The sequence below is a fragment of the Streptomyces marispadix genome (genome assembly GCF_022524345.1).
In the GTDB taxonomy this organism is placed as follows: Bacteria; Actinomycetota; Actinomycetes; order Streptomycetales; family Streptomycetaceae; genus Streptomyces; species Streptomyces marispadix.
In genome coordinates this window covers 2,085,039-2,098,645 of record NZ_JAKWJU010000002.1, presented here as the reverse complement: position 1 = coordinate 2,098,645, position 13,607 = coordinate 2,085,039, and the positions used below count along the sequence as shown (strand labels likewise).

Sequence of the window (13,607 nt, the reverse complement as noted above, 5' to 3'; positions counted from 1 at the left end):
TCGCCGGCTGTCGTTGCCGGCGCTGTTCACGTGGTTCACGGTTCGCTGTCCTCCCCTTGCTGCCGCCACGGCTCCGCCTACAGCCATGGACCGAGACGTGGCGCCTCGGCCGTGCGGCCCGTCAGCCAGGCGGCGACCGCGGCGCCGTCGCCGCCGTTCGCGTGCTTGCGTGCGGCGTCCGCCGCCAGGGCCGCGTTGAGGCCGGCGGGCAGGTCCGCGAAGCCCGTACCGGCCTCCAAGTCGACCGCGTGCACCGCCACTTCACGTGTCCGCATCCACAGCACCTCGCGCGCCGGGACGGTACGGCCCTGTGCCGTGACGACCTCGTTGTCCCAGGCACCGTCCGGCAGTCCGTCGACGGCCGAGGCCAGTTCGACGGCCGAGTCGTGTACGAGGGTGCGCAGCCGGGGCGCCGGGAGGAGCGCGCCCTCCTCGATCTCGGCCCGGCGCTGGCCGGCGCTCGCGTACATCGGGGTCCGCTCGCCCGTACGGGCCCAGTGGAGCAGCCGCATCAGCGCCTCCGCGTTGTGGTGGACGTGCGCTACGAGATGGGCACGCGTCCAGCCGGGAAGCGCCGTGGGCGCGCCGAAGCCGCTGTCGGGCAGGGCGTTCACGGCGGCGAGGAACCGGCCGGTGCCGTCGTCCATCCAGTGCCGTACCGACGAAGTGCGGGGCGAGTCGTCCGGCGGATGTGAAGTGCGGTGCGGCGCGGGTGAGTTCGCCCTGCCCGCCGGGTCCCGTGTGCTGCGCGCGGTCAATCGACTGCCCGCCGCGCGATGTTCTCCAGCCGCCCGATGCCGCTGATCTCCGTCACGAGGCGGGAGCCGTCGGCGAGATACCTCGGGGGTTTCCGTGCGTGGCCGACGCCGCCCGGTGTTCCCGTGGCGATGACATCGCCGGGCCGGAGAGTGGTGACGGTGGAGACGTAGCGGACCAACTCCACGGGGCTGAAGACCAGTTCGGACGTGTCGGCCTTCTGCATCGGCTCGTCGTCCACGGAGCAGGTCATGGTCAGCGCGGGCGCGGTGCCGCCGGGCAGTTCGTCGGGGGTCACCAGGCAGGGCCCCACGGGGGTGGTGGCCTCGAAGGTCTTTCCCTGAAGCCACTGCTTGGTGCGGTACTGCCAGTCGCGCATGGTGACGTCGTTGAGGACGGTGAATCCGGCGATCGCCCGCCGCGCCCGTGCCTCGTCGGCGCGGCGCACGGTCTCGCCGACGACCAGCGCCAACTCGGCCTCCCAGTCGGTCTGTCGGGACTCCTCGGCGAGTTCGATCGTGTCGCGAGGACCGATCAGGGCGTCCGCGTACTTGGCGAACAGCGTGGGGTGCTCGGGGAGTTCGCGTCCCATCTCGAGTATGTGGTTGCGGTAGTTGAGTCCTACGCAGACGACCTTGCCGGGGCGCGGAACCACCGGCGCCAGGTCGGCGGCGTCGAGGGGATGCCGCGTACCGGAGGCCCGTGCGGTCGCCGCGGTGTCCAACCAGCCGTCCTGGGCGAGGAGTTCGCCCACGTCGGCGAAGCCGAGGCCCGTGCAGTGGCCGTCGTCGTCGACGCGTACGGCCTCGGTGCGCGAGCCATGGCGGGCGGCCCCGCCGGCGGCGGTGCTCCCGGTGTCGCTGATGCGGAGGGTGGCGAGCTTCAACGTGCGGCTCCTTCGGACGGGATGTCTTCGACGGGGGTGTCCTCGATGTGGACGCGGGACTGGTGGAGCCGGTCGAACACGGGGGTGTCGCTGAAACGGAAGAGGTCGAGCCCTTCGCCGCCCGCCGCGGCCACCGTGAGGGGCTGCCACGACGGCACGGCGAACAGGTCGCCGTGTGCGACGGTCCACTCGCGCTCCCCGACGCGTACCGTGCCGGCGCCGTCGAACACCTGGTAGACGGACGAGCCCACTTCGCGCCGTGTGGCGGTCACGGTGCCCGCGCGCAGCCGGTGGAACTCGGCGCGGATCGTGGGCATCACATCTCCGCCGGTGGTGGGGTTGGTGAACCGCACGGCGGCATGGCCCGGTTCGAGTACGCCCGCGAACCCGTCCCGCTCCAGGGCGAGTTGGTCGTCGAGCGCCCGGTCGGTGTGCTCCCAGCGGTAGGCGGCGATGGGTGAACTGGGCCGCGGCGTCCCGGCGGCCGAGACCGGCGTGAGCCCCGGGTGCGACCAGAGCTGCTCGGAGCGGGAGCGTGCGGGCGCCGTGCGGTCGCCCACCTCGTCCGGGCCGAACTCGAAGAAGGTGGAACCGGTGTAGTGCGAGAGAGGTATGTCCAGGCCGTCGAGCCACGCCATGGGCGCGTCGCTGCGGTTGTGGTGCCCGTGGAAATGCCAGCCCGGGGTGAGGAGGAAGTCGCCCCGGCGCATGGCCACCGGATCGCCGTCCACGACCGTCCAGACGCCCTCGCCCTCGACGACGAAGCGGAAGGCGTGCTGCGTGTGGCGGTGCACGGGTGCGTCCTCACGCGGCCCCAGATACTGGATCGCCGCCCACAGCGTGGGAGTGGCGAACGGGGCGCCGCCCAGGCCGGGGTTGGCGAGGGCGATGGCCCGGCGCTCGCCGCCACGGCCCACCGGTACGAGCCGCCCTGCGCGTTCGGCCAGCGGCAGCAGATTCCTCCAGCGCCAAGCGTGGGCCTGCGCACGGGAGTTCGGCTCGTGCGGCATCAGGTCGCCGATCTCCGTCCACAGCGGTACGAGCAGCTCCGACTCGAAACCCCGGTACAACTCCTCCAGTTCGGGGGTGCGTTCGGGCTGCCCTGGGCCTTCGGCGGCGGTGATGCGCACCGGTGCGGTGGTCATTGCGGTGCTCCTTCGCTCGGGTCTGGTGTGCTGGAGTCGCGTTCGTTCGGGGCGGGCTCGTTCGGGGCGGGCTTTCCGGGGGCGGCTGCCGGAGGCGGGGCCGCCGGTGCGGGCTCGTCCGCGGCCATGGGACCGCCGGGGCCCGGGGTCTCGGACTTACCGCTGTTCTCGGACGTACCGCTGTTCTCGGACGTACCGCTGTTCTCGGGCGGGCCGCTGTTCTCGGACGAGCCGCGCGGCACGGTGAGCAGCAGCGCCGCGAAGCCCGCTCCCAGCGCGAAGACAAGGAAGTTGGAGTCGACGCCGAGCCCCGCCGCCAGCAGCCAGCCGCCGGTCTGCGGTGCGAGCACGGCACCGATGCGCCCGAAGCCCAGCGAGAACCCGAGGGCGCTGCCGCGCAGTCGGGGCGGATAGTGGTCGGCGACCGCGGCGATGATCAGGCACTGCGTTCCGTGAGTGCCGACACCCGCCAGGACCAGCGCCCCGTAGGCGATCCACGTCGCCGGATGCAGCAGCAGTACGGCGAGGCCCGCGGCCGCCAGTCCCGCAGCGGTCACCGCCGTCGGTACGGGGCCGATACGTGTGCCCGCCCACGCGGTGAGCAGCGAGCCGGTGACGGCGCCGAGGCTGAGCGCGAGGAGGAACGCAAGCGAGGAGCCGAGATCGAAGCCCGTCTCCACCATGAGCTGCGGCAGCCAGGTCGCCAGCCCGTACCAGGCGAACAGGGTGGCGACCGTGGCGAGCGAGAAGACGAGCGTCGCGGCGGTGTAGGGCGCGCGGAGCAGGGACCTCAACGACCGCCCGCGGTCGGGGTGTTCGCGCCCGTCACCGTCCCCGTCCCCGTGCTCGCCTTCGCCCTCGCTTTCCCCCGCGGGCAGCGCGAAGCGCCGCTCCAGCCGCTCGGCCTCCCCGTGGCGGCCCTCCGTACGCAGCCAGACGGCGGACTCCGGCAGCAGCCGCCAGCACACCGGCACTACGACGGCCAGCGCGAGCAGCGCGATCAGGAACATCGCCTGCCAGCCGAAGCGCGGCATCACGAACATCCCGGTGACCGACGCCAGTACGCCGCCGATGGGCACGCCGGACATCATCAGGGTGGAGACGACGGAGCGGTGGCGGGCCCGTACGTACTCGGCGGCAAGGGCGTTGGCGCTGGGCACCAGTCCGCCGAGGCCGACGCCCGCGAGCAGCCGCAGCACGCCGAACGAGGCGGGGCCCGGCGCGAGGGCGCACAGCGCGGTGAACACCGAGAACCACACGGTGCAGGCCAGGATCGTGCGGCGCCTGCCGTACCGGTCGGCGAGCCTGCCCGCGAGCACGGCCCCGATGAGCATGCCCGCGAAGGCGAGCGAACCCAGCAGCCCCGCACCGGACTTGGACAGCTCCCAGCCGGGCTCCTGGAGGAGGCGGGGCAGCACGGTCCCGTAGACGATCAGGTCGTAGCCGTCGAAGACGACGATGACCCAGCACAGCGCGGTCACGAGGGTCGCGCCGCTGCGGAAGGCCGGGGAGGAGGCGGAGGGCGTGGGCCCGGACGTGGCCCCGTGCGCGGCGGAGGGCGTGGCTCCGGGCCGCGCGGCGTGAGCGTTCGCGGCGGATGTGAAGCGGCTCATACCACGGCAGACTGCCCGTGATTCCTTCCTGCGGGATAGAGTTTTCTGCTGTGAAGAACAAACCGCCGTATGCCATCGGCTCCGTCGACCACGCGCTGCACCTCGCGCAGTTGCTGCGACAGGAGGGCCCGCTGCGCGTCACGGACGCTGCCGAGCAGCTCGGGGTGTCCCGTTCGACGGCGCACAGGCTGCTGGCGATGCTCGTCTACCGGGACTTCGCGGAGCAGATCGACGACCGCCGCTACCGCGCGGGGCCGGTGCTGCGGCCCACCGAGGTCTCCGAGGCGCCGGTGGCGCTGCTGCGGAGGATCGCCAGGCCCCACCTGGAGGCGCTGGTGGAGCGCGCGGGCGAGACGGCGAACCTGATGGTGCTCGCGGGCACGGAAGTGCGGTTCCTCGCCACCGTCGAATGCGACCGCGTCCTGCGCGTCGGGGACCGCGCGGGCCTCGCGCTGCCGGCGCATCTGGCCTCCGGCGGGAAGGTGCTGCTTTCGGCGCTGGGGGAGGGCGAGTTGGAGCGCCTCTACGGCGGGGAAGAGGCGAGGGACGAGGACGGGGACGGGACGGGCCGCTCGACCGACGACACCGCCGGTCACGACGCCGGAGCACCTTCGGCCCGGCCCGGTCTGCGACGGCTCCGCCGTGAACTCGCCCTCGTACGCGAACGGGGCTTCGCCGTCAACGACGGCCTGACGGAGACGGGGCTGACGGCCGTTGGCATGGCCGTGCACGACCCCGACGGGCAGCCTGTCGCGGCGGTCTCCCTCGCCGCGCCCACCGCACGCTTCGGCAAGGACGTCCTGCCGGTGTGGGTCGCGGCGATCTCCGCCGCCGTCACGGGCATCGGCCGGGACCTCGCGCTCGCGTCCGCCGCATAGCGCGCGACGGGCCGAACGGGCGCCGCACGACGTGCAGTCGGGGCCGTGGCCGCGCGGGCGATCGGCGGAGACGGGGGCTCAGGCGGAGGGCGCGCTCAGACCGAGGGCGCTTCCCGCAGGAAGTCCTGTAGCAGGCGGACCAGCGAACCGGGGGAGTCGATCCAGGGGTAGTGGCCCGTGTCCTTGAGGGTGTGGAGGCGGGAGTTGGGGAAGCACCGGGCGACGGCCTCGCCCGCGCGCATGCCCGTCACCGCGTCGAGATCTCCGGTGACCACGAGGACCGGGGCTTCCACGCGGCGCAGCGCGTCCAGCACGGCGAGGCGGGCCCGTTCGTCGACGCCCTGCCAGAAGCCCGCGCGGGGCACCGGGTTGAGCTGGTCGCCCTCCTCGGCGGCGTGCGCCCGCTGGGGTTCGTCCCAGCGTGCGTACCCCATGGGCGCGGCACGGTGCAGAAGCGTACGGATCTCGTCCAGGTCGGTCGCCTGCTCCAGGAGCCGAACGGCGGTGCGTGCCTCAGCCCACCAGTCGCCCTCAGCGGCACGGGAGTTGAAGATCTGCCGTGCGTCGTCGGGGAGTTCGCCCTGTAGCCGGGAGCCCGGGTTGAGCAGCACGAGACCGGTCAGACGGTCCGGGTGGGACGCCGCGTACGTCTGGGCGGTGGCCGTTGCCGCGTCGTGCGCGAGGAGGGCGAAGCGGCCGAGACCGAGATGGCCGCGGAGGGCTTCGACGTCCTCGGCGAGCCGGGGGAAGGAGTACTCGCCGGGATCGGTGGCGGCCGGGGAGTCCCCCGTGCCACGGGCGTCGGGCACGATCAGACGCCGGTATGCGCCGAGCCCGCCGAGGTCCCCGAGATAGGCGGCGTCGCGCGCCGGGCCGCCGGCGAGGCAGACCAGGGGCGGCCGTTCGCGTCCCGGGGGATCGGAACCGAGAACGCGGTAGTTCAGTTCGGCGCCGTCATACGACGAATAGTGCGGCATACCCCTCAGCGTGCCCCAAGCGGGGGCGTACAGCCGTCACCGTTCGGCCGGGCCCCCGGCGCGCCCTAGGGCGAAAGGCCGAGCCGGGAGGCGCCGAAGTCGGCCGAAAGTCAGGTGCCGCCGCAGGCGGGGAGCCTTAGCGTGCGTCGTATGACTGCATCCGCGGACGAGCCCGGCCGGGCGGGAGCGCCCAAGTCGCCTCGCTCCGAGGGCAGCCCGGCGCCGGGCGGTACGGGGGCCCGCACGCGTTACGGCACGGGGGACGAGGCTGTGAACGAGGCGGTGAACGAGGCGATCGGTGAGACGCCGGGCGAGGCGGCAGCCGGTTCGCCCGACTCGGCGCCGCCCGGGGGCCGTTCGGCCGCACCGGCACCGGCACCGGCACACTCACAGGCACCGGCGTCGACGGCGGCACCGGCGCATGCGCCCGCCGCGCCCCCGCCCCGAGCGCCCCTTGTGAAGCCGTCCGCCGAACCGCCCCCGGCCCGGCGTGAGAAGACCGTCCTCAGCCGCGGATACCGGGCCCTCACCCTCGGCATCGTCTCCGTGATCTTCCTCATCGCCTTCGAGGCGACCGCCGTAGGCACGGCGATGCCCGTCGCCGCCGACGAGCTTCACGGCGTATCGGCCTACGCCTTCGCCTTCTCCGCCCTGTTCACCACCTCGCTGCTCGGCATGGTCGTCTCCGGTCAGTGGTCCGACCGGCGCGGCCCGCTGCCTCCGGTGGCGACGGGCATCGGAGCGTTCGCCGCCGGGCTCGTCGCGTCCGGCACTGCCACCAGCATGTGGATCTTCGTGCTGGGGCGGGCACTTCAGGGCGTCGGCGGCGGACTCGTCATCGTCGCGCTGTACGTCACGGTCAGCCGGGCCTATCCGGAGCGGCTGCGGCCCACGGTGATGGCGTCGTTCGCGGCGGCATGGGTGGTGCCCGCCGTCGTGGGTCCGCTGATCGCGGGCTCCGTGACCCAGCATCTGGGCTGGCGCTGGGTGTTCCTCGGGATTCCGGTGCTGGTGGCGGTGCCGCTCGCGGTGATGATGCCCGCCCTGCGCCGTTCCGCGTCCGGCCCGCCGCCCGGCGGCGAAGCGGCGAGAAGGCCGGACGACCGGCGGCGGCTGCGCTATGCGGTGGTGCTCGCCGCGGGTGCGGGGCTGCTCCAGTACGCCGGGCAGCGGCTGACGCTCCTCGCGCTGCTGCCCGCGGTCGCGGGCGCCGCGCTGCTCGTACCGGCGGCCCTGCGGCTGCTGCCCCACGGCACTTATCGCGCGGCGCGGGGCCTGCCCGCGGTGGTGCTGCTGCGCGGCATCGCCTCCGGCGGATTCGTGGTGGCGGAGAGCTTCGTGCCGCTGATGCTCGTCAGCCAGCGCGGGCTGTCGGTCACGATGGCCGGTCTGGCGATGGCGGCGGGCGGCCTGACGTGGGCGCTGGGCTCCTTCACCCAGTCACGGCCGCGGCTCGGCCCGTACCGCGCACGCCTGGCACGTGCCGGGATGGTCCTGGTGACGTGCGGAATCGCATACGCGCCGCTCGCGCTGGCCCCGGCGGTGCCGGTGTGGACGCTGGCTGTGGCGATGGCGGTCGGCTGCTACGGGATGGGCCTGGTGATCTCCTCGACGAGCGTTCTGCTGCTGGAACTCTCCGCACCGGAGGAGGCGGGTAAGAACTCCGCCGCCCTCCAGATGTCCGACAGCCTCTCCAACGTGGTGCTGCTGGCGGTCACGGGCGCGGCGTTCGCGCTGTGCGGGGGCGGTTCGGTGCGGGTCGGCGCGGCGGGGCACGCGGCCGGCGGCGCCGAGGCGGCCGGTACGGAAGGGCGTCCCCTCGCGTTCGTCGCGGTCTACGCGGCGTCGGCGCTCGTGTGCGCGCTGGGCGTGGGAGTCGCGGGGAGGCTCCGGGAGCGGCATTGAAGGCGGTACCACCGTGGCCCCAAAGCTGGTATCTTTTCGGTATGGCAATGAATCTGCGTCTGCCCGACGATGTTCAGGAGACCCTCAAGAAGCGCGCCGAGGCGGAGGGCCGCAGCATGCACGCCATAGTGGTTCAGGCTGTGGAGCGCTATCTGGTCGAGGAGGCGGACCGCGCGACCGTCCGCAAGCTGGGAGCCAAGTACGCGACCGAGCACGCGGACCTGCTGCGCAGGCTCGGGGAGTAGCCGGTGAAGTACCTGTCCCTCCAGGAAGCCCTGGATCTCGCTCAACTCGCCTGCCCCGAGCAGGAAGTGGCGGTGCGCGACATCGGTCTGCTCTCGTCGGCCCTGCTGCGGCCGAAGTCGCAGATGTTCGGGGTGGAGGCGTATCCCGGGCTGTTCGAGAAGGCCGCTGCGCTTCTGCACTCGCTCGTCGTGAACCATCCGCTGGTGGACGGCAACAAGCGCCTCGGGTGGATGTGCACCGTCGTATTCCTCGACTTCAACGGTGTGGAGATGGTCGAGGCCGACCAGGACGCGGCTTACGGACTGGTCATGGACGTCGCGGCGGGCAAGATCGAGGAAGTGACGGTGATCGCGCGTGCGTTGCGGTCTCTTCGCGACGGCAGGTGATCTCCCGCTCTAAGCCCTCATACTCCTGTGTCGCCCGGCCCCAAAATCCGCTTATGGTTCGACCATGTTCGACTCGCGGCACATACGCACGTTCCACGAAGTGGTCCGCGCCGGTTCGTACTCGGCGGCGGCGCGGGCACTCGGCTACACACAGCCCGCGATCACCCAGCAGATGAAGGCCCTCGAACGGTCCGTCGGCACGCCCCTGTTCGTACGCGTCGGGCGGCAGATGAGGCTGACCGAGGCGGGCGAGGCGCTGGAGCGGCACGCGGGCGTGATCCTGGACCGGATCACCGCCGCTCAGCAGCAGCTTTCGGCGATCACCGGGCTACGTGCCGGGCGCGTACGGATGTGCGCCTTCCCCAGCGCGGGGGCGACCCTCGTACCGGAGGCGCTGGCGAGCCTGGGGGCGCAACACCCGGGAATACGGGTCGAGTTGCAGGAGGCGGAGCCGCCGGACTCCATGCGGCGCGTGGCAGACGGCGAGTGCGACATCACCCTCGCCTTCACCTATCCCGGTCTCCATGAGCAGGTGCCGGACGAGCTGGTCGAGATCCCGTTGATGGAGGACCAGTTGACGGTGCTGCTGCCGACCGGGCATCCGATGGCGCGGCGGCGCGCGGTGCGGCTCGCGGAGCTGGCGGACGAGCGGTGGATCGCGGGATGTCTGCGGTGCCGCGCCAACTTCCTTCACGAGTGCGCCGAGTTGGGCTTCGCACCCGATGTGGCCTTCACGACCGACGACATTCTCGTCGTGCAGAGCCTCGTGGCCGAGGGGCTGGGCATCGCCATGATGCCGGGCCTGGTGCTGTCCTTCCTCGTGCACCGGAAGGTCGCCGGACGCGCGCTGGACCCGGCCTCACGGCGGCAGGTCTCCGCATATGTGCTGCGCGAGCACCTGGACATCCCTGCTACGGCACTGGTGCTGGACGAGTTGAAGGCGGCCGCCGCGAACCGGGTCGGGTGCTAGAAGCCCGCCTCCCGCCACCCTCTGGTTCTGCGGCCCGCCGACCGGCGCACGGGCCCGCGGTCGGGGCTCGCCGGAGACACCGGCAGGCGATGGTAGCCGTTCAAACATCAAATATCCCAACACAATTGTGAAATCCGCCATACCGCGTATGATCCGCCAGCAACGCGCTGCCCAGCCCCGGCGGTGTCGCTCCGCCCACTCCTCTCACCAGCAGGTTCAGGAGACGCAGCCATGCAGTCGAGCCCTACGCGCCCGGTCCACCGTCCACGGCTGAAGTCCGTCGGACCCGTGGACAGGTTCTTCCGCGTGACCGAGCGCGGTTCGACCTTCAACCGGGAGATACGCGGAGGGTTCGCCACCTTCTTCACGATGGCGTACATCCTGGTGCTCAACCCGATCATCCTGGGCGGTGCGAAGGACAAGTTCGGGGAGCAGCTCGACCCGGTCCAACTGGCCACCGCCACCGCCCTCGTGGCCGCGGTGATGACCGTGATCATGGGCGTGGGCGGCAATCTCCCGGTGGCGCTGGCGGCGGGGATGGGGCTCAACGCGATCGTCGCCGTCCAGGTCGCGCCCCTGATGAGCTGGGACGATGCGATGGGCATCATCGTCCTGGAGGGCCTGCTGATCTGTGTGCTGGTGATGACGGGTCTGCGCGAGGCCGTCATGCACGCCATCCCGCAGCCGCTGAAGCAGGCGATCAGCGTCGGCATCGGCCTGTTCATCGCGTTCATCGGCTTCGTGGACGCCGGCTTCGTCACCCGCATCCCGGACGACGCGAAGACCACCGTCCCCGTCCAGCTCGGCACCGGCAACCTCGTCGGCTGGCCCATGTTCGTCTTCTGCGTGGGCGTGTTCGTGACGATCATGCTCCTGTGCCGCAAGGTCAAGGGCGCCATCCTCATCAGCATCGTGCTGATGACCGTCGTCGCCGTCGTCATCAACGAGTACGCCGAGGTCAAGTCCTGGGGGCTGATCTCCCCGGCGCTTCCCGAAAAGCCGGTGGCGCCGCCCGACTTCGGGCTGCTGGGCGAGTTCGACCTGCTCGGCGCGTTCGGGCACATCAGCGTTCTGACCGTCGTGCTGCTGGTCTTCACGCTCATCCTGTCGGACTTCTTCGACACGATGGGCACCGTCGTGGGCGTCACGTCCGAAGCGGGGCTCCTCGACGAACGCGGCCAAGTCCCCAATCTGGGCCGCGTGTTGCTCATAGACGGTGCTGCCGCCGTCGCGGGCGGCGCCTCGTCGTCCTCGTCGGCCACCGCCTATATCGAGTCCGCGGCCGGTGTCGGCGAGGGTGCTCGTACGGGCTTCGCCAACCTCGTCACCGGCGGCCTGTTCGGCCTCGCGCTCTTCCTCACGCCCGTACTGACGATCGTGCCCCTCCAGGCGGCGTCCCCCGCGCTCGTCGCGGTCGGATTCCTGATGATGACGCAGGTCAAGCACATCGACTGGGACCGCTACGAGGTCGCCGTCCCCGCCTTCCTCGCCATCACCGTCATGCCGTTCACCTACTCCATCACCAACGGCATCGGCGCGGGCTTCCTCGCCTTCGTGGTGATCAAGGCGTGGCTGGGCAAGGTCCGCGAGGTGCACTGGCTGCTGTGGGGCACGGCGCTGCTCTTCCTCGTCTACTTCGCCATCGACCCGCTGAAGCAGCTCCTCGGCGTCAAGTGACGGGGCACGGGCGGGCGCCTCTGCCGAGTCGCCGTCCATAAGCGTTCGTTGTGGTCCGGCGAAGAAATCCTCAGTGGACGTGATGGGTCGGCGGCGTCACGCTGCGGACATGGCCACTTCGACGCAGCGCCCCACCTCGGAGACCGCCGCACGCACCGCGCCCCGTACGGCGCGACTCGACGCCCTCGTCGGTGAAGTACGCGAAGTGGTCGCACGCGGCATGGCGCCCGACGTCACGGCCTACCTCGCGGGGGAGAAGCTCGCACCGCACCTCGGCGCCGTCGGCTGCACGGACGCGCTGCTCACGCCCGAGCAGCAGGAGGGCGACCCGGAGCGCTACCGGCAGCATCTGCTGCACGCCGAGTCCGACGGCAGCTTCTCCATCGTGGCGCTGGTGTGGCTGCCCGGCCAGTGCACGTCCGTGCACGACCACGTCTCGTGGTGCGTGACCGGCGTGCACCAGGGCGAGGAGCACGAGCGGCGCTACAGGCTGCTGCCCGCCGAGGAGCCCGGCGGCAGCGCACGGCTCGTCGCCACGGAGGACGTGGTCAACCCCGTCGGCGCGGTCTGCGGTTTCGCGCCGCCCGGCGACATTCACAAGGTGTGGAACGGCTGCCGGGAGAAGGCGATCTCGCTCCACATCTACGGTGCGGACATCTCCCGCCTGGGCAGCAGCGTGCGCCGGGTGTACGAGCTGCCGGCGGACCGCTGATGGCGCTGCTGGACGGCCACCGCCGGTCCGCGGCCGCATCGGCGTCCGCATCCGCGCCGGACACCGGCGCCGCCGCGCACCCGGACACACGTTCCGCCGCCCGCCCCGTCGACCCACCGGTCCGCTCGGCCCGTGCGACTCGCCCTGTCCGTAAGGCTGTCGGCACCGACGGCCCGACTCGCCCCGCACGCACGGCGGTACGTTCGGCCCGCCCCGCGAGCAAGCTGCCCGGACTCGCCCTCGCCGCGCTCGGTGTGGCGGCGGCCGGTGCCGTGCACCTGGCGGTGCCCGCCGTGCCGAAGCTGACCGCGGCCGTCGTGCTCGGGATACTCGCCGCGCATCTGCCGGGCGTGCGCACCCTCGCGGGCGGAGCGGCCAGGCCGGGGCTGTCGCTCGCCGGCAAGCGGCTGATGAGGCTCGGAGTCGTGCTGCTCGGGCTGAAGTTGAGCTTCGGCGACATCCTCGGGCTCGGCTGGGCGACCGTCGCCATGGTGCTCGCCGTCGTCGCCGCGACCTTCTGCGGAACGCTGTGGCTGGGCAGGAGGCTCGGCCTCCCCGGCGACCAGCCGCTGCTCATCGCCACCGGCTACTCGATCTGCGGCGCCTCCGCGATCGGCGCCGTCAGCGAGGTACGGGACAGCGAGGAGCGCGACGTCGCCACCTCCGTCGCCCTCGTCACGCTCTGCGGCACCCTCGCCATCGCCGTACTGCCGCTGCTGCACCACCCGTTGGGCCTCGACGCGGAGGAGTTCGGGCGCTGGGTGGGGGCGGGCGTGCACGACGTCGGGCAGGTCGTCGCCACCGCGCAGACCGCCGGGCAGCATGCGCTGGGGCAGGCGGTGCTGGTGAAGCTGATGCGTGTCGCTCTGCTCGCGCCGCTGGTCGCCGCCGTGGTGCTCTCCGTGCGGGCGCGGCGGCGTGCGGCTGCGGAAGGCCCCGCCCGAACCTCCGCCGGTGAAGCCGCCGTCGGCGACTTTGCGGTGGACGGTACCCCCGCCGGTTCGGGTGCCGCTGCCGGTACCGGCGGCTCCGGCGCGGGCGGCCGGCGTCCGCCGCTCGTCCCGCTGTTCGTCGCCGGCTTCCTGCTCATGGTCGCCGTCCGCAGCACGGGCCGGCTCTCCCCGCCGGTGCCCTCTCGTTCGCCGGCGACGTGCAGGAATTGCTGCTCGCCGCGGCCCTGTTCGGCCTCGGCAGCGCCGTGCATCTGCCCACCCTCGCCCGTACGGGAAGCAGGGTCGCGGCGCTCGGGCTGTGCGCGTGGATCGTCGTCGCGGGGGTGTCGTACGGCGGGGTGCTGGTGACGGCTGCTCCAGCCGCAGACCGCGGTCTTCATGTTCCGGTGGCGGTCGTTGGTAGCGGTAAGCCGGGGCCGGACCTGGCGACGTGCACCAGCCACGGTCACGCATCAGCCACTGCCGGCGTCGGGCAGCTCGGAACCTCTGCCCGTGCGACCGCC

12 protein-coding genes and 1 pseudogene are annotated in these 13,607 nt (G+C 72.2%); 8 read left to right on the top strand and 5 right to left on the bottom strand.

Features of this window, described 5'->3' with window-relative positions:
- Positions 1-77 precede the first annotated feature (77 nt).
- From MMA15_RS08960 to MMA15_RS08945, 4 genes are all read right to left on the bottom strand, one after another.
- Entirely contained in the window at positions 78-647 is a 570-nt protein-coding gene (locus MMA15_RS08960) for a maleylpyruvate isomerase N-terminal domain-containing protein (RefSeq protein WP_241058590.1), read from the bottom strand.
- A gap of 107 nt (positions 648-754) precedes the next feature.
- A complete protein-coding gene (locus tag MMA15_RS08955) occupies positions 755-1,642 on the bottom strand; it encodes a fumarylacetoacetate hydrolase family protein (protein ID WP_277400105.1) in 888 nt (295 codons plus the stop codon).
- A complete protein-coding gene (locus MMA15_RS08950) occupies positions 1,639-2,787 on the bottom strand; it encodes a cupin domain-containing protein (RefSeq protein ID WP_241058589.1) in 1,149 nt (382 codons plus the stop codon). The genes MMA15_RS08955 and MMA15_RS08950 overlap by 4 nt, the downstream gene beginning before the upstream one ends.
- Positions 2,784-4,400, bottom strand: a complete 1,617-nt coding sequence (locus MMA15_RS08945) for an MFS transporter (RefSeq protein ID WP_241058588.1) — start codon at positions 4,398-4,400, stop codon at positions 2,784-2,786. Before MMA15_RS08945 ends, MMA15_RS08950 begins: the two co-directional genes overlap by 4 nt.
- A 50-nt stretch (positions 4,401-4,450) precedes the next feature.
- Here MMA15_RS08945 and MMA15_RS08940 point away from each other — a divergent pair, with 50 nt between their 5' ends.
- Complete coding sequence (locus MMA15_RS08940) at positions 4,451-5,278, top strand: IclR family transcriptional regulator (protein WP_241058587.1); 828 nt, start codon at positions 4,451-4,453, stop codon at positions 5,276-5,278.
- Between the two features lie 95 nt (positions 5,279-5,373).
- Here MMA15_RS08940 and MMA15_RS08935 read toward each other — a convergent pair whose 3' ends face one another.
- Positions 5,374-6,255: an alpha/beta fold hydrolase gene (locus MMA15_RS08935; RefSeq protein WP_241058586.1), complete on the bottom strand. Its 882-nt coding sequence runs from the start codon at positions 6,253-6,255 to the stop codon at positions 5,374-5,376.
- A gap of 150 nt (positions 6,256-6,405) precedes the next feature.
- Between MMA15_RS08935 and MMA15_RS08930 the strand changes: the two genes are divergently transcribed.
- The 7 genes and pseudogenes from MMA15_RS08930 to MMA15_RS08900 all read left to right on the top strand — a co-directional run.
- The gene (locus MMA15_RS08930) at positions 6,406-8,160 is read left to right on the top strand and encodes an MFS transporter (RefSeq protein ID WP_241058585.1); all 1,755 of its coding nucleotides are present in this window, start codon (positions 6,406-6,408) and stop codon (positions 8,158-8,160) included.
- Between the two features lie 41 nt (positions 8,161-8,201).
- On the top strand, positions 8,202-8,405 hold the full coding sequence (locus MMA15_RS08925; protein WP_372498212.1) for an Arc family DNA-binding protein: 204 nt from the start codon (positions 8,202-8,204) through the stop codon (positions 8,403-8,405).
- A 3-nt stretch (positions 8,406-8,408) separates the two neighbouring features.
- Positions 8,409-8,792, top strand: a complete 384-nt coding sequence (locus tag MMA15_RS08920; RefSeq protein ID WP_241058584.1) for a type II toxin-antitoxin system death-on-curing family toxin — start codon at positions 8,409-8,411, stop codon at positions 8,790-8,792.
- Positions 8,793-8,856: 64 nt separating this feature from the next.
- Positions 8,857-9,762, top strand: coding sequence for a LysR family transcriptional regulator (locus tag MMA15_RS08915; RefSeq protein ID WP_241058583.1), 906 nt, complete (start codon positions 8,857-8,859; stop codon positions 9,760-9,762).
- Positions 9,763-9,993: 231 nt separating this feature from the next.
- Entirely contained in the window at positions 9,994-11,439 is a 1,446-nt protein-coding gene (locus MMA15_RS08910; RefSeq protein WP_241058582.1) for an NCS2 family permease, read from the top strand.
- A gap of 109 nt (positions 11,440-11,548) precedes the next feature.
- Entirely contained in the window at positions 11,549-12,151 is a 603-nt protein-coding gene (locus MMA15_RS08905) for a cysteine dioxygenase family protein (RefSeq protein WP_241058581.1), read from the top strand.
- A gap of 224 nt (positions 12,152-12,375) precedes the next feature.
- Positions 12,376-13,454: pseudogene (locus MMA15_RS08900) on the top strand (YeiH family protein); the annotation flags it as partial.
- Positions 13,455-13,607: the final 153 nt, after the last annotated feature.

What these genes read in the sequence shown, in the direction of transcription:
- MMA15_RS08960 (WP_241058590.1), bottom strand. Translation starts at nt 647, where the DNA reads ATGGACGACGGCACCGGCCGGTTCCTCGCCGCCGTGAACGCCCTGCCC.
- MMA15_RS08950 (WP_241058589.1), bottom strand. Translation starts at nt 2,787, where the DNA reads ATGACCACCGCACCGGTGCGCATCACCGCCGCCGAAGGCCCAGGGCAG.
- MMA15_RS08945 (WP_241058588.1), bottom strand. Translation starts at nt 4,400, where the DNA reads ATGAGCCGCTTCACATCCGCCGCGAACGCTCACGCCGCGCGGCCCGGA.
- MMA15_RS08935 (WP_241058586.1), bottom strand. Translation starts at nt 6,255, where the DNA reads ATGCCGCACTATTCGTCGTATGACGGCGCCGAACTGAACTACCGCGTT.
- MMA15_RS08930 (WP_241058585.1), top strand. Translation starts at nt 6,406, where the DNA reads ATGACTGCATCCGCGGACGAGCCCGGCCGGGCGGGAGCGCCCAAGTCG.
- MMA15_RS08925 (WP_372498212.1), top strand. Translation starts at nt 8,202, where the DNA reads ATGGCAATGAATCTGCGTCTGCCCGACGATGTTCAGGAGACCCTCAAG.
- MMA15_RS08915 (WP_241058583.1), top strand. Translation starts at nt 8,857, where the DNA reads ATGTTCGACTCGCGGCACATACGCACGTTCCACGAAGTGGTCCGCGCC.
- MMA15_RS08910 (WP_241058582.1), top strand. Translation starts at nt 9,994, where the DNA reads ATGCAGTCGAGCCCTACGCGCCCGGTCCACCGTCCACGGCTGAAGTCC.
- MMA15_RS08905 (WP_241058581.1), top strand. Translation starts at nt 11,549, where the DNA reads ATGGCCACTTCGACGCAGCGCCCCACCTCGGAGACCGCCGCACGCACC.